16 protein-coding genes are annotated in these 20,276 nt (G+C 73.7%); 12 read left to right on the top strand and 4 right to left on the bottom strand.

What is annotated here, in order from left to right; all coding sequences use genetic code 11:
• Positions 1-104 precede the first annotated feature (104 nt).
• Together AB0F58_RS24890 and AB0F58_RS24885 are read right to left on the bottom strand one after the other, a co-directional pair.
• Entirely contained in the window at positions 105-4,382 is a 4,278-nt protein-coding gene (locus AB0F58_RS24890) for a S8 family serine peptidase (protein ID WP_357147438.1), read from the bottom strand.
• Positions 4,383-4,751: 369 nt separating this feature from the next.
• Entirely contained in the window at positions 4,752-5,543 is a 792-nt protein-coding gene (locus AB0F58_RS24885; protein WP_357147435.1) for a hypothetical protein, read from the bottom strand.
• Positions 5,544-5,721: 178 nt separating this feature from the next.
• Here AB0F58_RS24885 and AB0F58_RS24880 point away from each other — a divergent pair, with 178 nt between their 5' ends.
• Together AB0F58_RS24880 and AB0F58_RS24875 are read left to right on the top strand one after the other, a co-directional pair.
• Positions 5,722-6,546 carry an AfsR/SARP family transcriptional regulator gene (locus AB0F58_RS24880; RefSeq protein WP_357147432.1) on the top strand — a complete coding sequence of 275 codons (825 nt, stop codon included), beginning with the start codon at positions 5,722-5,724 and terminating at the stop codon, positions 6,544-6,546.
• Positions 6,547-6,708: 162 nt separating this feature from the next.
• Entirely contained in the window at positions 6,709-7,377 is a 669-nt protein-coding gene (locus tag AB0F58_RS24875; RefSeq protein WP_357147429.1) for a DUF6585 family protein, read from the top strand.
• 139 nt (positions 7,378-7,516) lie between these two features.
• On the opposite strand, the gene AB0F58_RS24870 is transcribed toward AB0F58_RS24875, so the two are convergent.
• A complete protein-coding gene (locus AB0F58_RS24870; RefSeq protein WP_357147426.1) occupies positions 7,517-9,322 on the bottom strand; it encodes an ABC transporter ATP-binding protein in 1,806 nt (601 codons plus the stop codon).
• A gap of 74 nt (positions 9,323-9,396) precedes the next feature.
• Between AB0F58_RS24870 and AB0F58_RS24865 the strand changes: the two genes are divergently transcribed.
• Positions 9,397-9,969: a TetR/AcrR family transcriptional regulator gene (locus AB0F58_RS24865; protein WP_357147423.1), complete on the top strand. Its 573-nt coding sequence runs from the start codon at positions 9,397-9,399 to the stop codon at positions 9,967-9,969.
• A 25-nt stretch (positions 9,970-9,994) separates the two neighbouring features.
• Here AB0F58_RS24865 and AB0F58_RS24860 read toward each other — a convergent pair whose 3' ends face one another.
• Positions 9,995-10,768 (bottom strand): class I SAM-dependent methyltransferase, encoded by a 774-nt coding sequence (locus AB0F58_RS24860; RefSeq protein ID WP_357147420.1) that lies wholly within the window; start codon positions 10,766-10,768, stop codon positions 9,995-9,997.
• A gap of 348 nt (positions 10,769-11,116) precedes the next feature.
• On the opposite strand from AB0F58_RS24860, the gene AB0F58_RS24855 reads away from it, so the two are divergent.
• From AB0F58_RS24855 to AB0F58_RS24815, 9 genes are all read left to right on the top strand, one after another.
• The gene (locus AB0F58_RS24855; RefSeq protein WP_357147418.1) at positions 11,117-12,016 is read left to right on the top strand and encodes an alpha/beta hydrolase; all 900 of its coding nucleotides are present in this window, start codon (positions 11,117-11,119) and stop codon (positions 12,014-12,016) included.
• A gap of 131 nt (positions 12,017-12,147) precedes the next feature.
• Positions 12,148-13,305 carry an acyl-CoA dehydrogenase family protein gene (locus AB0F58_RS24850; RefSeq protein WP_357147415.1) on the top strand — a complete coding sequence of 386 codons (1,158 nt, stop codon included), beginning with the start codon at positions 12,148-12,150 and terminating at the stop codon, positions 13,303-13,305.
• Complete coding sequence (locus tag AB0F58_RS24845) at positions 13,302-14,414, top strand: acyl-CoA dehydrogenase family protein (protein ID WP_357147413.1); 1,113 nt, start codon at positions 13,302-13,304, stop codon at positions 14,412-14,414. The genes AB0F58_RS24850 and AB0F58_RS24845 overlap by 4 nt, the downstream gene beginning before the upstream one ends.
• A gap of 151 nt (positions 14,415-14,565) precedes the next feature.
• The gene (locus tag AB0F58_RS24840) at positions 14,566-15,351 is read left to right on the top strand and encodes an ATP-binding cassette domain-containing protein (RefSeq protein ID WP_357147410.1); all 786 of its coding nucleotides are present in this window, start codon (positions 14,566-14,568) and stop codon (positions 15,349-15,351) included.
• Positions 15,348-16,070: an ABC transporter ATP-binding protein gene (locus AB0F58_RS24835; protein WP_357147407.1), complete on the top strand. Its 723-nt coding sequence runs from the start codon at positions 15,348-15,350 to the stop codon at positions 16,068-16,070. The genes AB0F58_RS24840 and AB0F58_RS24835 overlap by 4 nt, the downstream gene beginning before the upstream one ends.
• A gap of 29 nt (positions 16,071-16,099) precedes the next feature.
• Positions 16,100-16,978 carry a branched-chain amino acid ABC transporter permease gene (locus AB0F58_RS24830; RefSeq protein WP_357147404.1) on the top strand — a complete coding sequence of 293 codons (879 nt, stop codon included), beginning with the start codon at positions 16,100-16,102 and terminating at the stop codon, positions 16,976-16,978.
• Positions 16,979-17,064: 86 nt separating this feature from the next.
• A complete protein-coding gene (locus tag AB0F58_RS24825; RefSeq protein WP_357147451.1) occupies positions 17,065-18,087 on the top strand; it encodes a branched-chain amino acid ABC transporter permease in 1,023 nt (340 codons plus the stop codon).
• 97 nt (positions 18,088-18,184) lie between these two features.
• Positions 18,185-19,462, top strand: a complete 1,278-nt coding sequence (locus AB0F58_RS24820; RefSeq protein WP_357147401.1) for an ABC transporter substrate-binding protein — start codon at positions 18,185-18,187, stop codon at positions 19,460-19,462.
• Positions 19,463-19,505: 43 nt separating this feature from the next.
• The gene (locus AB0F58_RS24815; protein WP_357147399.1) at positions 19,506-20,276 is read left to right on the top strand and encodes an SDR family oxidoreductase; all 771 of its coding nucleotides are present in this window, start codon (positions 19,506-19,508) and stop codon (positions 20,274-20,276) included.

Below are 20,276 nucleotides of genomic sequence, written 5' to 3'. Positions count from 1 at the left end.
TGGCTCTGCCAGCAGGCCCGGCGCTACCAGCCGTGCAGCGGCAGCATCCAGCTCGTCGACAGCCTCGGCATCAAGATACGGGCCGGCTCAGCTCCGTTCCCCGGTCACAGCCCGGCGCACTGGCCGGAGCGGGGACCGCTGACCGTGTTGGCCACCCCGTCGTGCACCGGCGCGGGCTGGTTGCCGACGCACCGCAGCGGCCCCTCGATGCGGTTGCCGGAGACCAGCACCGGAGTGGTTCCGGTGCGGTTGTCGACCAGGCTTACCGGGCCGGTCACCCGCGTGCCGCTGATCGCGACGCGACCGGTGCCGGCGGTGACCGAGACCGGTCCGTCGATCCGACTGCCGGACAGCTCCACCACCCGGGCCCCGGTGGCGCTCACCGGACCCGAGACGGCGGCGTCGAGCGCGATGAGCCCGCCCCCGGCGCCGACGGTCACCGGGCCGAAGACCGTGGCGCCCGGTGCGAGGCAGGTCACCGTCGTTCCGGTGCGCAGCGGACCCCGGTACTCGCCCCTGATCACCCGGTCGCAGGTCTGGTCGGTGACCTCCATCGTCACCGGGACCGTCACCAGAGGCGTCGTCGCGTCGTCGCTGGTCACACAGAGCTGGGCGCGGTACGTGCCGGCGGCCAGTCCGGTGCTGTCCAGCGACACCGTCACCTCGGTGCTGCGTCCGGCCCCGGTGCCGGCCGAGGCCCGGTCGACCGACAGCCACGGCACCTCGTCCGGGGTCACGCACGGTTGCAGGTCGGGCAGTCGGACGTGGGTGACGAACCGGGCCGCGCCCTTGTCGTTCTCGACCTCGACCAGCCGGCCGTTCCGGTCGATCTCGTGCACGCCGCGGGAGCTGGTGACCAGGATGTTGCCGTTGCCGAGCGGGTGGACGCCCTGGTAGCCGGTGCCGCCGGGCGGCGTGTAGACGCCGATCAGCTTGCCGTCGCGGTCCATCTCCCACACCCCGGGCGTGGAGCCGCTGCCCCAACTCGCCACCAGCACGTTGCCGTTGGCCTGCTCGACCATCTGGCCGGGCCAGCTGAGCCCCGCGAAGAAGCGGGGGTTGGCGCGCCCGCCGTCCCGGCTGAAGCTGTGGATGGCGTCGCTGTCGCTGCCGGAGACGAGCACGTCGTCGGCGCGGAAGGTGATCCCCCACGGGCTCTTGAGCCCGTCCGCCCCGGGCGCGATGAACGTGCCCAGGTACGTGCCGTCGGCGTCGAACTCCACCACCGAGTGAGCGTTGCTCTGGCCGGCGACCGTCACCAGGACGGTGCCACGCGGGGAGAGGGCGATCCCCCGGGTGTTGGCCATGACCGTCGGGTCGTCCCCGCCCCCGGCCGGGGCGAACACCCGGTGGAAGCTGCCGTCGAGGCCGTGCTCGGTGACCACCGACTGCACCTGGTCGGACATGAGGAACCCGGTGCCGTCCGGCTTGGCGACGATCTGGAACGGCGTGTACAGGCTGGTCGACGGGTCCCACGGGACGTGCCGGACGAACTGCGGGTCGATCAGCTTGCCGGAGTGCGGGTCGAAGGCCATCACCCCACGGGTGGCGCTGCCCGAGTTGGGGATCAGCAGGACCCCGTCGCGCAGGAGCCGGACCCGCTGCTCGTCCGGACCGGCGTCCGGGTCGTCGAGCCGCCAGTCGAGGACGCCGTGCCCGGCGTTGCGTACCGCGAACGACCGCGTGGTGACCAGCCCGGCCGGCTGCCGCGAGGTCAGCGAACGGGGTGCCACCTCGATCTCGGGCACCGGCACGACCGACAGTTCCAGGGCGATCGGCACGGACGGGCGCTTCGGGTCGTTGCTGGCCAGGCAGAGGTCGGCGCGGAAGTCACCGCCGTCGTCCAGGCCCGTCGAGTCAACGGTGACCTCGATCTGCTGGTTGCCGAACGGCGCCAAGGTGCCCTGGGCCGGTGTCACCCTGACCCAGGAGGGCCAGTCGCAGCCGGTGCCGTCGCCGGTGGCCCGCCAGGTGAGCGTGTCGCCGCCGGCGTTGCCGACGGTGACCGTGTGCCGCTCGCTCTGTGCCACGTCCAGGCTGCTGCGCAGCGTGGTCGGGTCCACGGTGAGTTCCGGCGCGGCGGGTCGGACGGCGACCGGGAAGTGCGCGTCGGCGACCTCCGGTCCGCCCGCGCCGTGGGTGGCGTCGGTGGTCAGTTCGACCGCGCCGAAGAGCCAGTCGCCGCGCGGCGTCCCGGTGACGTCCACGGTGACCGTCAGTTCCTGCCGGGCACCGACGGCCAGGGTGAACCGGGCCGGTGCGACCGACACCCGCGCACCCGCCGCGGCCCGCGCCGTCACCTGGTAGGCGGCGGCCACCGTGGCCACGCTGGAGACCGTACGGGTGAAGGTGCAGACCTTCAGGCAGTGGTGCTCCACCACGGCCGGCAGGTTCAGCGTCTGCGGCTCACCGCCCGCCTCGGGGTCGGCCGCCGCGAAGTTCTCGGCGGTCTCGTCGAGCACCACACCCGTCCGGGCGGCCCGGCCGAGGTTGATCCGGCCGGAGCCCACGTCGAACGGGTCGGCCGGCGTCACGCCGTCCTCCTTGACCACGCCGTCCCGGTCGGCGGTGACGGCCAGCGCGGAGCGGATCCGGGTCGGTGACCAGTCCGGGTGCAGCGCGGCCAGCAGCGCGCCGGCGCCGGCCACGTGCGGGGACGCCATGGAGGTGCCCTGCATGAAGGCGTACCGGGCCGGGTTGCCGGCCGTACCGACGGTGGCGGCGAGGATGTTGCGGCCCGGGGCGGCCACGGTGGGCGCGAGCATGTCGAACCGGCTCGGCCCCCGGGAGCTGAAGTCGGTCACCACGTCGGTCCACGCCCCGTTGCGCAGCACCTCGCTGCCGGCACCCACCCGTACGCTGACCGGGCCGGAGGCGGCGGCCAGGTGGTCACGCAGGCGCTTGCCGTCGGCGAGACTCACCATGACGGCGGGCAGTGGGCTGCCGGTCAGCGCGCCCATGGTGATCGGCGGGCCGCCGTACTGGGTGTGCACGACCACACCGGTGGCACCGGCGGTGGCCGCGTTGCGGACCTTGACGGAGAAGTCGCAGCCGCCCCGGGGGATCAGCGCCACCCGACCCCGGAACACGTCCGGCGGGAACGCCGCGCAGCCCTGTTCGTTGTCCGGGTCGGCGGTGCCCGAGTACCGGATCTCACCCTCGATGGGCGGGGCGGGGGAGCCCTCGCCGAGCACCGCCGCGACACCGGTGAGCGCCGGCGGGACCGGAGCCGGCCCGGTCACGTCCAGCCGGTGCGCGACGATCCGTTCGTGGCTGACCGCGGCGACGGAGACGTTCCACGGCGCGGTCTTGGCCACCGTCCGTTCGGCCGGTCCGTTGTTGCCGGCGGACGCGGCGACGAAGATCCCCGCCTGGTACGCCTCGAGGAACGCCTGGTCGACGAGGTCGTTCCACGGATCGTCCCGACCGGAGATGGAGTAGTTCAGCACGTCCACGTCGTCGGTGATCGCCTGGTCCACCGCCGCGATCGTGGCCGACGAGAAGCAGGACGTCTGGAGGCACACCTTGTAGGAGATGATGTTGGCGCGGGGGGCGACGCCGGAGACGGTCAGCTCGTGGGTGTCCGATCCCACCGTGATCCGGGCCCGGTGCCGGTTGCCGGCGGCGGTCGAGGCGGTGTGGCTGCCGTGACCGTTGTCGTCCTTGGCGTCGGTGCCGGTCATCGCCCAGGCGCCGATGAGCTTGTCGTTGCAGATCGGGTCGGGGCGCGGGCCGGTCGGGTCACAGACGCCGACGTAGCGGCCCGCACCGCGTGGGTTGGTGTGCCGGTATCCGTCACCGTCGACCGCCGCGAACGACGGATGCCCGGGGTTCACGCCCGAGTCGAGGATGCCGACGACGACGCCCTCACCACGGGTCGCCACCTGCTCCGGTGTCCGCCCCTCCCAGACCGCGTCCGACCGGATCAGCGCGTTGCTGGTGTCCGTCTCCAGGGTCAGGGTCGCGTCGGGGACGACCGCTGCCACGCCGGGCAGGTCGGACAGGTGCCGGGCCTCGTCCGCGTCGACCGCGACGGCCAGGCCGTTGACCACGTTCCGGTAGCGGTGGGCGATCCGTACCGGGCGGCCCAGGGTGGTCTCGATCTCGTCCACCAGCGCGTCCTGGCGCTGCGCCAGGTCCCGGACGTAGGAGGTGCTCGCTGCGGACCGGGCGTCGAACCTGCCGGCGGGGGCGGCGGCGGACCGGGCGGCCACCAGCGACGGCTGGTCCAGTCTCACCAGCCACAGCCCGCTCGCGGGCTGCCGCTGGTCGGGTTTCGGCTGCTCCGGGGTTTCCTGGCCGCCCGGCAGCGGTGCCCGGGTGGGCGCGGCCGTGGCGGGCACGGTGGTGCCGGCGAGCAGCAGGGTGCCCGCGGCGATCACCGCGGTCAGGCGGGAGGGGGTCGTCAGGGTTCGTCTTCTTCGAAAGCGGGGCTGTGCCACCGTGCGCTCCTCAGTCACCGTGCGGCGCGATCGATCGATGGGTCGCTGTCTGCTCAGACCCGGGGAGAGCTCGGGCGGCTCGGCGCGATCGTGTGCCAACTTAGGTGATCATCGAGACGGCGGCAACGACCTGTGTGCATACCTGGATGGACGGGCCGGCCCCGTCGGCCGACGGGGACACCGTTCGGCGGGGCGGGACCGCGTCGTCCGGGCGGCGGTGGCGGGCCGTTCCGACGACGAGCGGTGTGCCGGTGGCGGCCCCTGCGGTCCACGGGGCCACCGCCGGCGGTCGTCGCAGCCGGACCGCTGTCAGTCCAGGGTGGAGACCCCGCCGGTCGTCGGCGTGGAGACCCGGCCGTTCTCCTTGGTACGGACGTAGAAGCGGTAGAAGGTGTTCGACACGAGTCCGGTCACCGTGTGGCTGTACCGGCCGGTGCCCGCGCCGGGGCCGACGTGCACGGTGCGGGACTCGGGGGTGAGCACCCAGTGCCCGTTGTCGTTCATCCGCCGGGCCATCCAGTCGTAGGTGATCGAGTAGCCCTCCTCGGCGGTGGAGAGGTCGGTGAAGCCCACGACGATCGCGTCCTGACTGTTGACGACGACGGGCGTCAGGCTCAGGTCGGCCGGCGGGGTCGGCTCCACCGTGTACGTCAGGTAGTTCAGGATGCTCGAGTACGGCGCCTCCGGCTGGGTCCCGTCGGGCACGTTGACCAGGGTGATCATCACCTGGTGGGTGCCGACGGTCGAGGGCGCGGGCACGGTGATGTCGAAGCCGACGTTGGCGCCCTGTCCGGCGTGCCACGACCCGGCGGGGTACCCGCCGACGAACGGCCCGTCCACGTTCACCCAGATGGTGACCGGTCCGCCGTTGACGTCCCGGGCCCAGCCCCGGACGTGGAAGGCGCCGTTGGCGAAGCCGTACGACTCGACCCGCCCGGTGGGCGACTTGTCGCTGCCCTCCGGCGGCGGCGGGTCCTCGATCGGGTTGCAGATCGGCGGCGGCACGGGGACGTCGCAGTTCGGAGCGGCGGTGGCGGGCGCGGCGACGGCGACGGCAGCCGCCACCACCGCCCCGGCGAGGAGCGTGCGGAAACGTCTCATGTGCACAGCGAAGCGGCCCGCTCTGGGATCCGTCTGGGAAACCGTCCGGACCGTCGGCTACCCGACTCGTCGGACCCCAACCTTCCCGGCGGCCCTGGGCGTCTCCTGTGATCGACAGGGATCCGTCGGCACCGTTGGCCGCCGGCACCTGCGGGGGGAGGGGACGACGGTGGGACAGGTGACCGGTACGGAGACCGGGGTCGAGCTGCGGGTGCTCGGGCCGGTCCGGGCGACGCGTGCCGGCCGGCCGGTGGCGCTCGGCGGACGCCGGCAGCGGATGGTGCTGGCCGCGCTGCTCGTCGCCCGGGGCCGGATGCTGCCCCTGGAACGGCTGCGTGAGCTGGTGTGGGGCCAGGGTGACCGGGTCGCCGGTCGCGCGACGCTCTACGGGTACGTCGCCGGCCTGCGGCGCGCGCTGGAACCGGAGCATCCGCCCCGCCGGGGCGACGTGCTCGTCCGCGAGGGCACCGGTTACGCGATCCGCCTGCCACCGGGGCGGGTGGACGCGGACCGGTTCACCGCGCTGGTGGACCGGGCCGGGGCGCTGCTCGACCGGGGGTGGCCGGCCGAGGCGGCGGCCACCGTCGACGCCGGGCTGGCGCTCTGGCGGGGGCCCGCCTTCGCCGACCTCGGCGACGTGCCCTTCGTCCTGCCGGTGGTGGCCCGGCTGGAGGCGGCCCGGGTCACCGCGCTGGAGCTGCGGTTGACGGCCCTGCTCCAGACGGGACGCCACCCCGCCCTGCTCGGTGAGCTGGAGGCGCTGGTCGTCGAGGAGCCCCTGCGGGAGCGGGGGTGGGAGCTGCTGGCGACCGCGCTCTACCGGGCCGGCCGGCAGGGTGACGCGCTCGCCGTGCTCCGGCGGGCCCGTCGGACCCTGGCCGAGCAGCTCGGCGCGGACCCGGGGCCGGCCCTGCGGCGGATCGAGGCCGCGATCCTCCACCACGACGAGGCGCTCGGCCCGGCCCTCGCCGTCCCCGTCCCCACCGGGGCCGCCCGGGGCTGACCTCCGGCCGCCTCGCGAGCCCGTGTCGCATCTGTCGCGACCGATGGACGAACCGCGTACAGTGCCGGACGTCCGGCGACCGGTCCGGACGCCGGCCGAAACGGCCGCGACCGTACCGGACCGGACGGCCCCTCCGTCCGGTAGTGACCTTCGGAGCCCCAGGTGAACGACGACAGCGCACGTTCCGACGTACCGGCGACCGAACCGCACGGTGAGCTGGGCGCCCCGGTGATGACCGCCGTGGCCCGGACGAGCGTCTTCGGCCGGCGGTGGCGGGGCGCGGAACTCCACCTGTTCACCGGTGGGCTGCGGGTCACCGCACCCGACGGGTTCGACCGCGGGTACCGGTGGGACGCGGTCCGGGTACTCCAGAACCACACCCGGGTCAACGGCGGGCTGGTGGAGGCGGTCTACACCCTCGTCGACCGCGACGGTACGGCGCTGAGCCTCGGGCAGGGGCACCACGGCCTGCTCGGCCGCCACCTGCAACGCCTGGGCGTCACCTCGGTCACCCGGGGACCGGTCTTCGTCGACCCGATGCGGTGGGGCCCGGAGATCCAGCGCCGGGCGACCGCCGCCCAGCTGCCGGCCGCCCTGGCCCGGCTGGACGCGGGGGAAAGGCTGACCTTCGGTGACATCGCCGTGGACCGGCACACCGTGTCGGTGAAGGACAGGACGCGTCCCTGGGCCGACCTCGACGAGATCCGGCTGGTGCACGGGCAGGTCTTCTTCGAGGAGGGGGCGGGCCGTCCCGCGCTGCCGGCCGTCGTCAGCGCCGCCGTCCCCAACCTCTACCTGTTCCTCACCGTCGTCGAGCAGCTCCGCCGCTGAGCACCGGCGCCGGGCGACCGTAGCCGGCCGCCCGTCGCCGGACCGGGCGACGTCAGTGCCCCCTCGTGCCATCCGGCGTCGCCCGCCGGTGCCCCCTCGTGCCGACCGGCGTCGCCCGGAGAGGGCCGCCCGCCGGGGGTCAGTAAGCCGCGACCGGTTCGGGAGCCGAGGCTGCCTGCGGATCGCCGTCGGCGCCCTCCCGCGCCGCAATGCGCAGCGCCTCGACCAGCCGGCGGTAGAGGTCGTCGCCGGCCAGCAGCTCGGCGTGCGTGCCCTCGGCGCGGACCCGACCGTCCTCGAGCACCACGATCCGGTCGGCGTCGAGCACCGTGGAGAGCCGGTGTGCGATGGTCACCACCGCGCCGTCGGCCGCCCGTTGCCGGATGCACTCCTGCAACGCGGCTTCGGTCAGGCCGTCGACCTGTGCGGTGGCCTCGTCGAGCAGCAGCACGTCGGGGGTGCGCAGCATGGCGCGGGCGAGTGCGATGCGTTGCCGCTGCCCACCGGAGACCTCGGTCGAGGAGAGCGGGGTGTCCAGTCCCTCCGGCAGGGAGTCGACCTTCCCGTCCAGCCGGACGGCCCGCAGCACCGCCTTGATCTCCTCGTCCGTCGCGTCGGGATGGGTGAACCGGATGTTGTCCCGAATGGTCCCCGGCACCACCGGCGTCTCCTGCTCGACGTAGGCGAGCCGGGCCCGCACCTCGTCGTGGCGGTAGCCGGCGTACGGGTGGCCGTCGAGGAGGATCTCGCCCCGTTCCGGTTCGAGGAAGCGCAGGATCAGGGAGAAGAGGGTCGTCTTGCCCGCCCCGGACGGGCCCACGATGGCGGTGTGGCCGCGTCGCGGGACGACCAGGTCGACGTCCCGCACGGCCGGGGGCGCGTCCGGTCCGTACCGGGCGGTGACCCCCCGGAACACCAGCACCGGCTGGTCGGGGTCGGTGGCCGGAGGGTGGCTCGACGGGGTGCCGACGGGACCGGCCGGCTCGGTGGGGATGGTCTCGATCTCGCGGATCCGGCCGGCGGCGGCGATGCCGGCCTGCAACGCCGTGGTGTTCTGGGTCAGCTCGGTGATCGGCCCCATCAGCTGGAACACGTACAGCAGGAAGGCGATCAGGCTGGAGATCTCCAACAGGTCGCGTTGGGCCCGCCAGGCGCCCACGCCGAGGATCACGATCACCGCGAGTTGGATGCCGGTCCAGGAGACCGTCCAGACCGAGGCGGTGACCACCGCCGACCGGATGCTGTGCCGGGCGACCTGCCGGGCGTCCGCGACGAGACCGTCGGTGACCCGGGCCTCGGCCCGGCTGGCCTTGACCGTGCGGACCGCCCGCAGCGTCCCCTCCAACGCGCCGCCGAGCCGGCCCATGGACTCCTGCGCGGCGGCCTGCGCCGCGGCGATCCGGGGCATCAGCACGCCCATCACCGTCGCGACCATCAGCACCGCCACGATGGTGCAGCCCAGCAGGAACAGGTCGAGGACCCCCATCAGCACCAGCGTGCCGACCAGGGCGATGCCGGCGTTGACCAGCCCGACCACGCTGCCGGACGCCTCCCGGAGCAGTTGCGTGTCGGAGGTCGCCCGGGTGACCAGCTCGCCGGTGGTCCGGCGGTGCAACTCGCCGATCCGGGCCCGGAAGTAGTGCCGGACGACCGAGGTTCGCGCGTCGAGCACGACGTGTTCGGCGAGGGCGCCGAGCAGCCGCCACTGCCAGAGCCCGATCGCGGCACCGACGACGACGAGGCCGAACAGGACGCCGATCGGACCGGCCATCGAGGCGCCGGTGCCGAGGGTGTCCAGCACCCACTTGGTGACCATCGGGGTGGCCAGGCCGGCGGCGTTCGCGGCGAGCCCGAGCAGCAGCCCGAGCAGTAGTGTCCGCCGGTGCGGGAGGAGGAAGGAGATGAGCGTGCGCAGTCGGGGGAGCGCGCGGTCGGATGATTCCATACCCTGAATGGAACACGCTTGTTCCAGTTCGGTCAAACGGTATTCCGGAAAGGCATGTTGGTATCCTTGCCCCCGTGACAGACGCGCAGGTGTCCGGCAGTCGGGCCCGGACCCGTCAGGCCATCGTCGACGCGGCGATCGAGGTGCTGGGACGGCACCCGGCCGCGTCCCTCGGCGACATCGCCGCCGCCGCCGACGTGGGCCGGACGACCCTGCACCGCTACTTCGCCGAACGGGCGGACCTGCTGTCCGCGGTCGGGACCGAGGCGGCCGCCCGGCTGGCCCGTGCCACCGCCCAGGCGCGCCCGGCCGAGGGGACCGGCGCCTCGGCCGTACGCCGGCTCTGTCAGGAGTACTTCGACCTCGGTGACCTGCTGTCGCTCCTGTTCAGCGAGCCGGAACTCTGCGCCGTCCCCACCGCCGGCGAAGCGGAGGGGTGCGACCCGGAGTTCACCGCGCTGGTCGAGCGCGGTCACCGCGACGGCAGCATCGACCCGGAGCTGCCGGCCGGCTGGGTGCAGAGCATCATCTGGTCCCAGCTGTACGCCGGCTGGTCCTACCTCGCCGAGACCGGCGCCTCCCGGCACGAGGTGCTGCGCCTCGTGCTGCGGACCGTCGACGGGGCGATCGGGGCCCGGCCGACCTGACGGGCGCTCCGCCGGGAGGCGGCGGTCAGTACGGCGTCTCCCCGTCGTCCTCCAGCAGGGGCTGACGTGTGGTCCGGTGGGCGAGCAGCCGGAACGATCCGGTGAACGCGCCCTCCTCGGCCTCCATGAAGGTGACCATCTCCGCCTCCGCCGGATCGCTGCGGAAGCGGTCGAGGTACCGGGTCCGGATCGCGTCGCTGCCGGGCAGCGGCTCGGCCAGGGTGACCTCGAGCAGGCCGTTCCGGGTCAGGTGCCGGCGCCACCACTCGATCGAGTGCACCAGGTACCAGCCGCCGTCGAGCCACTCCTGGCGCAGGCCCGGCCGGAGGTCCTCGGCGGTGGAGATCTCCCGGCTCGTGCAGGCGTCGACGATGCCGAGCCGGCCGGCCGGGCGCAGGTGCCGCAGCAGCCCGGTGAGGAACCGCTGGTCGGTCCCGAAGTACCGGTAGGAGTCGAAGGCCACCGCCGCGTCGAAGAAGCCGTGCGGCAGCGGCAGCGCCCGGACGTCCGCGCGCAGTGGCTGGACCAGGTCGGCGCAGCCGAACTCCTCGATCCGCCGCTGGTTCGCGGAGGGGTCGACGCCGAAGTCGACCGCCCACACCCGGACGCCGAACTCCCGGGCCAGGAAGATCGAGCTGATGGCGTGGCCACAGCCGAGGTCCAGGACCCGCATGCCCGGACGGAACTCCATCACCTGAGTCAGTGACTCGACGAAGTGCAGCACGTTTTCACCCAGCGAGTGTTCCTCCGCCCAGTCCCGGTCGTAGGTGCCACAGCGGGGAAAGAGCTCGTTCGGCATGCGCCCGAACGTAACACCGAAGACGTTCCCCCTTCTGTCTCCACAACGACAGCAGACAGTGCACGTCGGACCGTACGGCTCGCGGATCGCGCCGGCCCCACGGTGTCCACCTGCACCGGTTCCGCCGGACGTCCGTCCGGTTTGGACGGTAGGTCATGCTGCCCGGAACCATCGGTTCCCGATCGACCGGCGGGCCGGGGGCCGCGGCGGTCCCGAGCCGCCGGGTTCGGCCGGGGGGTGGATGCCGGCCGACGGTGGTGACCGGTGATTTTGCCGATGCGGGCCGGTCAATCCTGCCCCAAGACTGACAGATGTCGATTTACCCGCTACCGGCAGGGAGAACCCGACGTGCGATCACCCACCACCACCCGCCCCCGTTCCCTCGTCCGTGCCGCTGCCAGCGTGACGGCGGCCGTCGTCCTGGCCGCCGGAGGTGTCCTGGCCGCAGGCTCCGGCGCGCAGGCCGCCGACAACCCGTACGAGCGTGGTCCCAACCCGACCACCGCCAGCCTGGAGGCCAGTCGTGGCCCCTTCACCACCGCCTCGCAGACCGTCTCCTCGCTGAGCGTCAGCGGCTTCGGCGGCGGGGTCATCTACTACCCGACCAGCACCAGCGAGGGCACCTTCGGGGCCATCGCCATCTCGCCCGGTTTCACCGCCTACTGGTCCAGCATCAGCTGGCTCGGGCCACGACTCGCCTCGCACGGCTTCGTGGTCATCGGCATCGAGACCAACAGCACCCTCGACCAGCCGGACAGCCGTGGCCGGCAGTTGCTGGCCGCGCTCGACTACCTGGTCCAGCGCAGCTCCGTCCGGACCCGGATCGACGGCACCCGGCTCGCCGTGGCCGGGCACTCGATGGGCGGCGGGGGCAGCCTCGAAGCCTCCGTGTCGCGTCCGTCGTTGCAGGCCGCGATTCCGCTCGCGCCCTGGAACACCACCAAGAGCTGGTCGAACGTACGGGTGCCCACGCTGATCATCGGCGGCGAGTACGACACCGTCGCCCCGGTCTCGTCGCACTCGGAGCCGTTCTACAACAGCATCCCGGCCGCGTCCGAGAAGGCGTACCTGGAGTTGAACGGGGAGAGCCACTTCTTCCCCCAGTCGGCCGACGCGCTGGTCGGCAAGCAGATGGTGAGTTGGCTGAAGCGGTTCGTCGACAACGACACCCGCTACGAGCCGTTCCTCTGCCCCGGCCCGAGCGGCCTGGACGTCGAGGAGTACCGCAACACCTGCCCCGGCTCCTGACCCCGATCGGGGCGCCCCGGACCGGCACCGCCGGCCGGGGCGCCCGCGCGATGTCGTCCGGTGACCTTCCGTTCGACCGGACGGCCGCCTATATTGCATTGCTAGTGCAATTAGTGGACCGGAGGACCGGCATGCCCGACGACATCGCCGCCCGGCTGCGCGGTCTGGTCGCCGAGTTCCTCCGGCGACACGACCCGGCCGCCGGGCGGACCGACTTCCTCGGCGCCCGGTTCGACGCCGGACTGGCCTGGGTCCACCACCCGGTCGGGCTCGGCGGACTGGACCTGCCCCGCCACCACCAGCCGGTACTGGAGGAGGCGCTGGCCCGCGCCGGAGCGCCGGACGAGCGGCCCCGGCGCAACGCCATCGGCCTCGGCATGGCGGCGCCGACCCTGCTGCGGCACGGCACCCCGACGCAGTGCCACCGGTGGCTGCGCCCGCTGTGGACCGGTGAGCAGGTCTGGTGTCAGCTGTTCAGCGAGCCGGACGCCGGCTCCGACCTCGCCGCCGTGCGCACCCGCGCGGTACGCGACGGCGACGACTGGGTGGTCGACGGTCAGAAGGTGTGGACCTCGCTGGCCCACCGCGCGCGGTGGGGCCTCCTGCTCGCCCGGACCGACCCCGGCGTCGCGAAACACCGGGGGATGACCTACTTCGTCTGCGACATGACCGCACCGGGCGTACGGGTACGGCCGCTGCGCCAGCTCACCGGCGAGGCGGAGTTCAACGAGGTCTTCCTCACCGGCGTCCGCCTGCCGGACACCCTGCGCCTGGGGGCGGTCGGCGACGGCTGGCGGGTCGCCCGGACCACCCTGATGAACGAGCGGGTCGCCATCGGTGGGCGTCCGCTGCCCCGCGAGGGCGGCATGATCGGTCTGCTGGCGCGCACCTGGCGCGAGCGACCCGAGCTGCGTACCGGCGGCCTGCACGCCGACCTCCTGCGCGCCTGGGTACGGGCCGAGGCGGCCCGGTTGACCGCCCTGCGGCTGCGCCAGCAGCTCGCCGCCGGCGAGCCGGGGCCGGAGGGGTCGGCGGTGAAGCTCACCTTCGCCGAGCTGGCCCAGCGGATCAGCGGGTTGGAGCTGGACCTGCTCGGCGGCGAGGGGCTGCGCTACGACGACTGGACGATGCGCCGCCCGGAGGAGCCGGACCTGCTCGGCCGCACGGCCGCCTACCGTTACCTGCGGGCCCGCGGGAACTCGATCGAGGGCGGGACGTCGGAGATCCTGCGCACCATCATCGCCGAGCGGGTGCTCGGCCTGCCGGCCGAGCCCCGGGTGGACCGATGACCGACCTGCTCTACGACGACGTCGAGGAGGCGCTGCGGGACAGCGTGCGGGCCCTGCTGACCACCCACGCCCCGTGGCAGCGGACCCTGACCCGGGTGGACGGCGGCGAACCGTACGACCCGGTCCTCTGGGCCCGGTTGGTCGGCGACCTCGGCGTCGCCGGCCTTGCGGTGCCCGAGGAGTACGGCGGTGCGGGCGCCGGCTTCCGCGAGGTGGCGGTGGTGCTGGAGGAACTCGGCCGGGCGGTCGCGGCGGTGCCGTTCCTGGGCAGCGCCGTGGTGGCCACCCGGGCGCTGCTCTCCTGCGGGGACGCCGAACTGCTCGGCCGGCTGGCCACCGGGCGGTGCGCCGTGGCGCTGGCGGTCCCGTTCGCCACGGTGCCCGGCGCGCGTCCGGCCCCGGTCGCGGTGGCCGGCGGTCCGGTGCTCTCCGGCACGGTGGCCGGTGTCGCCGACGCCCTTCCGGTCGACGTGCTGCTGGTCCCGGCCGGCGACGGGCTGTACGCGGTGGACGCCCGGGGACCCGGGGTGCGGATGACACCGGTCGTCTCGCTCGACGCCACCCGTCCCCTGGCCCACATCGGATTCGCCGCCGCCCCGGCGCGGCGGGTCGCCGCCGGCGCGACGGCCACCCGGGCGGTGACCGACGCGCTGACCGCGGGCGCGGCGCTGCTCGCCTCGGAACAGGTCGGGGTGGCCCAGCGCTGTCTCGACCTGACGGTCGCCCACGTGCGGACCCGGCACCAGTTCGGTCGCCCGGTCGGCTCGTTCCAGGCGGTCAAGCACCGGCTGGCCGACGTCTGGGTGGAGGTCTCGCAGGCGCGGGCGGTGGCCCGGCACGCCGCCGACTGTCTCGCCACCGGTGACCCGGACACCGCCCTGGCCGCGTCGCTGGCCCAGGCGTACTGCGGAACGGTCGCGGTGACCGCCGCCGAGGCCTGTGTGCAGTTGCACGGTGGGATCGGGTTCACCTGGGAACACCCGGCGCACCTGTTCCTGAAGCGCGCCAGGAGCACCGCGGTCGCGTTCGGCACCGCCGACCGGCACCGGGCGGTCCTGGCCGGCCTGGTGGACCTGCCCGCGCCGGCACCGGACGCGCCCCGACCGTGACCCGTCCGGCGGGTGCGACGGCAGACGGTCGCGGTCGAGCGCGCAAGCCGTTTCCGGTCGGTAAAAACGACGTATCGAAGGTGTTGACGAGGAGCGTGAGAAAAGTACACTCCGCGTGTAAATAGTGCCTCGCCGACCCGAGGGATGGGTGATGGAGCAAGGGCTCGCACTGCACCAGGTCAGGGTGCGCTTCGGCGGCCTCACCGCCCTCGACGACGTCTCGCTCCGGGTGCCCGCCGCCGGGGTGCTCGGCGTGATCGGCCCCAACGGTGCCGGCAAGACCACCCTGTTCAACGTGATCTGCGGTTTCGTGGCACCGGAGGCCGGCTCGCTGACCCTCGACGGTCGGCCGCTGAGTCCGCGACCGCACCGCCTGACCCGGCTCGGCATCGCCCGCACCCTCCAGGGCACCGGGCTCTTCGCCGGCCTCACCGTGCTGGAGAACGTGATGGCCGGCGCCACGCACACCGCCCGCGCCGGCTTCCTGTCGGCCCTGTTCGGCCTGCCGCGCAGCGACCGTGACGAGCGCCGGCTGCGCGGGCACGCCCTCGACGTCCTCGACGAGTTGGGCATCGCCGGGCACGCCGACGCCGCACCGGCGACCCTGCCCTTCGCCGTACGCCAGCGGGTCGCGCTGGCCCGCGCGCTCGCCGCCCGGCCCCGGCTGCTCCTGCTCGACGAACCCGCCGGGGGCCTGGGTGGCGAGGACATCGCCGAGCTGGCGGAGCTGATCCGGCGGCTGCCCCGCCGCGACCCGGACCCCTGCGCGGTGCTGCTGGTCGAGCACCACATGGACCTGGTGATGTCGGTCTGCGACGAGGTGACCGTGCTCGACTTCGGCCGGGTCATCGCCACCGGCACCCCGGAGCAGGTCCGCGACGACCCGGCGGTCACCGACGCGTACCTCGGCGCGGCCGTGGACGGGGCGGCGACATGACCACCGACACCCTGCTCGCGGTCCGTGGCCTGGTCGCCGGCTACGGAGCCGCGCCGGTGCTGCACGCGGTCGATCTCACCGTGGCGCCCGGCACCATCGCCGCCGTGGTCGGGGCCAACGGCGCCGGCAAGACCACCCTGCTGCGCACCCTCTCCGGCATGCTCCGCCCCACCGACGGCCGGGTCACCCTGGCCGGCGAGGACCTGCGGGGCGTTCCGGTGGAACAGCTCGTCCGGCGCGGCATGGCGCACGTGCCGGAGGGACGGGGCGTGGTCGGCGAGCTGACCGTGGACGAGAACCTGCGTCTCGGTGGGCTGTGGCGCCGGGACCGCGCCGACGCCGCCCGTGCCCTCGACGAGGTCTACCAGCTCTTCGAGCCCCTGGCACGGCGACGGCGTCACCTCGGCCACCAGCTCTCCGGTGGGGAGCGGCAGATGCTCGCCCTCGGCCGGGCGCTGGTCGGCCGTCCCCGGCTGCTCCTGCTGGACGAGCCGTCCCTCGGTCTGGCGCCCCGGGTGGTCGCCCAGATCATGACGCTGCTGCGCCGGTTGCGCGACGACACCGGACTGACCGTGCTGCTGGTCGAGCAGAACGTGCGCAGCGCGCTCTCCGTCGCCGACCAGGGGGTCGTGATGGCCCTCGGCCGGGTCGTCACCACCGCGCCGGCCGCCCGGCTGCGTGACGACGCCGAACTGCGGCACGCCTACCTCGGATTCTGACCCGTTTGCGTCCCCCGGAGGGAGGACCGTTGGACCGCTTCCTCTTCCTCACCCTCGACGGCCTGTCGAGAGGCGCGGTCTACGCCGCGTTCGCGCTGGCCCTGGTGCTGATCTGGCGGGCCGCCCGGATCGTGAACTTCGCCCAGGGGGCGATGGCCGTGGCCGCCGCCTACGTGGCCTACAGCGTCTCCACGGCCACCGGGTCCTACTGGCTGGGCTTCCTGGCCGCACTGGTCGCCGGGCTGCTCCTCGGCGCGCTCGTCGACGTGGCCGTCATGCGGTTCGTCGACCACCGGTCCCCGCTCAACCCGGTGATCGTCGCGCTCGGACTGGTCCTGCTGATCCAGGCGGTCCTCGGCATGGTCTACGGCAACGAGTTCCGTCCGGTCGGGACACCGTTCAGCCGTGGCGCGCTGACCGTCGGCGGTCTCGCCGTGCTCTCGCCGTACGACCTGTTCGTGTTCGTGGCGGTCGCGGTGGTGGTCGTCGCGCTCGCCTGGACCTTCACCCGCACCGCGGTCGGCCTCCGGATGCGGGCGGCGGCCTTCGCCCCCGAGGTCTCCCGCCTGCTCGGGGTGAACGTGGGCGGGATGCTCACCCTCGGCTGGGCGCTCGCCTCCGGCGTCGGCGCCCTGGCCGGCATGCTGGTCATCCCCACCGAGCTGGGTCTGCACCCGCACGCGATGGACCTGGTCTTCGTCTCGGCGTTCACCGCCGCCGTGGTCGGCGGGCTGGACAGCCCGCCCGGGGCGGTCATCGGCGGTCTCGCCGTCGGCCTGCTGCTGTCGTACGTCAGCGGCTACGCCGGCGGCGACCTCACCTCCCTGGCGGTGCTCGTGTTGCTGCTCGCGGTGCTGCTGGTCCGTCCCGGCGGCCTCTTCGCCCCGGTCACCGCGAGGCGGGTGTGAGCGCCACCCGGGCCGCGGCCCCACCGGCACGCCCGCCGGCCGGCCCCGGTGCCCGCCCGTCCGGTGGGCCCCGTGGCGCGACCCTGCTGCGTCACCTGGCCTGGGCCGCCGTCGCCGCGCTGGCCCTGCTGGTCGTCAGCTACCAGCTGGAGCCGTTCCGCAACTTCCAGCTCGCCACCGTGGCCGCCTACTTCTGCGCCACCGCCGGGCTGACCGTGCTCACCGGACTCAACGGGCAGCTCTCGCTCGGGCACGGCGCGCTGATGGCCACCGGTGCCTACACCGTCGCCCTCTGCCAGACCGCCTTTCTGGACCGGGGGATCACCGGCGGCTGGGTCCTCCCGGTCTCGCTGGGGGTGGCCATCCTGACCACGGTCGCCGTCGGCGCCGTCGTCGGCGTGGCCGCGGCCCGGTTGCGGGGCCCGTACCTGGCCGGGGTCACCCTGGCCGTCGCGGTCGTGGTGCCGGCGCTGACCGTCACCTTCGACGGGGTGTTCAACGGCGAGCAGGGGCTGTCGGTCCCGGTCGATCCGCCCCCGGCGGCGCTCGGCCTCGACTTCCCCTACGAGCGGTGGCAGCTCTGGGTCGCCGGGTCGGCCAGCCTGCTCGCCCTGCTGCTGCTCGGCAACCTCGTCCGCAGCCGGTTCGGCCGTACGTTCCGGGCGGTCCGCGACGACGAGGTGGCGGCCCGGCTCGCCGGCATCCACGTCGCCCGTACCCAGGTGCTCGCCTTCGTGGTCAGCGCAGCCTGCGCCGGGCTCGGCGGCGCCCTGCTCGCGGTGCTGGCCCAGAGCGCGTCGCCCGGGGCGTTCTCCCTGACGCTCTCGCTCTTCCTGCTGATGGCCGTGGTCGTCGGCGGCCTGGGCAGTCTCGCCGGCGCGTTCTGGGGGGCGGTGCTGCTGGTCGCCCTGCCGGACCTGACGCACACCCTGACCGAGCAGCTCTTGCTCTCCCCGGCCCTGGCCCAGCGGCTGGAGGGCAACCTCCCGCTGGCGATCTTCGGGATCACGCTGGTCGTCGTCATGATCGCCGCGCCCGGCGGGGTGCAGGGTCTGCTGTCCCGCCTGGTCCGGCCGCTGCGCGCCGGCTGGCCGTCCCGACGGTCCTGAACCGGTCGGCGTCCCGGCGGTCGTCGCCGGTCGGCGACCGACGCCTCACCCCACCACCCGTTCACCCGAACCGGACCAAGGAAAGGTCGGTGCCCTGATGCGACGCATCACCCGATGCGGTCTCGCGATCGCCACCTCCATGAGCCTGCTCGTGGCCGCCACCGGTTGCGGTGACGGCGGCTCCGGCTCCGACCGCGCGTCGGTGCCCGGAGTCACCGACACCGAGATCGTGGTCGGCACCCACATGCCGCTGACCGGTCCCGCCGCGGCCGGCTACTCCAAGATCGCTCCGGCCACCAAGGCCTACTTCGACTACGTCAACGCCAACGGCGGCGTACACGGCCGGAAGATCACCTACAAGGTGATGGACGACGGCTACAACCCGGCGAACACCCAGCAGGTGGTCCGGCAGCTGGTCCTCCAGGACAAGGTCTTCGCCGTCCTGAACGGGCTCGGCACGCCCACCCACAGCGGCGTGCTCGACTTCCTCAAGAGCAACCGGGTGCCCGACCTCTTCGTCGCCTCCGGCAGCCGCAGCTGGGACCAGCCGGACAAGTACCCGGGCACCTTCGGGTTCAACACCGACTACACGGTGGAGGGCAAGATCCTGGCCCACCACATCAAGACCGAGCTGCCCGGCCGGAAGGTCTGCTTCCTCGGGCAGGACGACGACTTCGGCCGGGACAGCCTGGTCGGCGTGGAGAAGGTGCTCGGTGCGGAGGCGGTCGCCGTCCGGCAGACGTACGTCACCAGCAACCCCAACGTCGCCCCCCAGATCGGCGCGTTCAAGGCCGCCGGCTGCCAGGTGGTCGTCCTGGCCACCGTGCCCGGGTTCACCGCGCTGGCCATCGGCACGGCCAAGCGGCTCGACTTCACCGCGCAGTGGCTGGTCTCCAACGTCGGCGGCGACCACCCGACCCTGGCCAAGCAGCTCGGCGCCGCCGCGCCGCTGCTGGAGGGCATGATCGGCGCCAACTACCTGCCGATGCAGAACGACGCCGCGAACCCGTGGATCCAGCTCTTCACCAAGGTCAACAAGGCGCACAACGCGGACGCGCCGTTCGACGGCAACACCGTCTACGGCATGGCGGTCGGCTACCTCTTCGTGCAGGTGCTCCTCGCCGCCGGCAAGGACCTCACCCGCGAGTCGCTGCTCGCCGCCGTCACCAAGGGCGGCTTCCAGGGCCCCGGGCTGGCCCCGTTGCGCTTCTCCGACTCCGACCACTCCGGTTACGGCGGGCAGCGGCTGAACCGGGTGACCGGGGGAGTGCAGAGCTACTTCGGCCCGACGTACGAGACCGACGAGGGTGACGGACCGGTCAAGGAGTACACCGCGCCGCCGGTGACGCCCCCGGCCAACGGTGTGCCCTCCTGACAGGCGTTGACGCGTGACCCGCCCCGCTCATAGTATCTGCACTGTGAATGCAAATTCAGCAGCGCTCGCGGGGCGGGTCGCCATCGTCACCGGGGCCAGCCGGGGCATCGGGCTGGCCGTCGCCCGGCGGTTGGTCGCCGACGGGGCCCGGGTGGGCGTCACCGCCCGGCACCCGGAGGCGCTGGCCGAGGCGGTCGCCGCCCTGGGCGGGCCGGCGCACGCCGTGGGCGTGCCCGGCCGTGCCGACGACCCCGCCCACCGGGCCGAGGCCGTCCACCGGGTCACCGAGGCGTTCGGGCCGGTCGACATCCTGGTCAACAACGTCGGCGTCAACCCCGTCCACGGGCCCCTGGCCACGCTCGACCTGGCCGCCGCGCGCAAGATCCTCGACGTCAACCTGCTCGGCACCCTCGGCTGGGTGCAGGAGGTCTGCGCCGCCGGGATGGCCGCACGCGGCGGCTGCGTCGTCAACGTCTCCTCGATCGCCGGGCGCACCGCGTCGTCCGGCATCGCCTTCTACGGCGTGAGCAAGGCCGCCGTCGACCACCTCACCGCCTGCCTGGCCGTCGAACTCGCCCCGACGGTACGCGTCAACGCGGTCGCCCCCGCCGTGGTGCGGACCCGGTTCGCGGCGGCCCTCTACGCGGACCGGGAGGACGAGGTCGCCGGGGCGTACCCGCTGGGGCGCCTCGGCGAACCCGGCGACGTCGCGGCGGCGGTCGCCTTCCTCGCCTCCGACGAGGCGGCCTGGATCACCGGGCAGACGCTCGTCCTCGACGGTGGCCTCACCCTCGCCGGCCGGACGACGGGGTGA

It is taken from the genome of Micromonospora sp. NPDC023956 (genome assembly GCF_040639195.1).
Lineage (GTDB): Bacteria > Actinomycetota > Actinomycetes > Mycobacteriales > Micromonosporaceae > Micromonospora.
The sequence above is the reverse complement of the archived record's forward strand: the minus strand, read 5'-3'. Positions and strand labels throughout refer to the sequence as shown.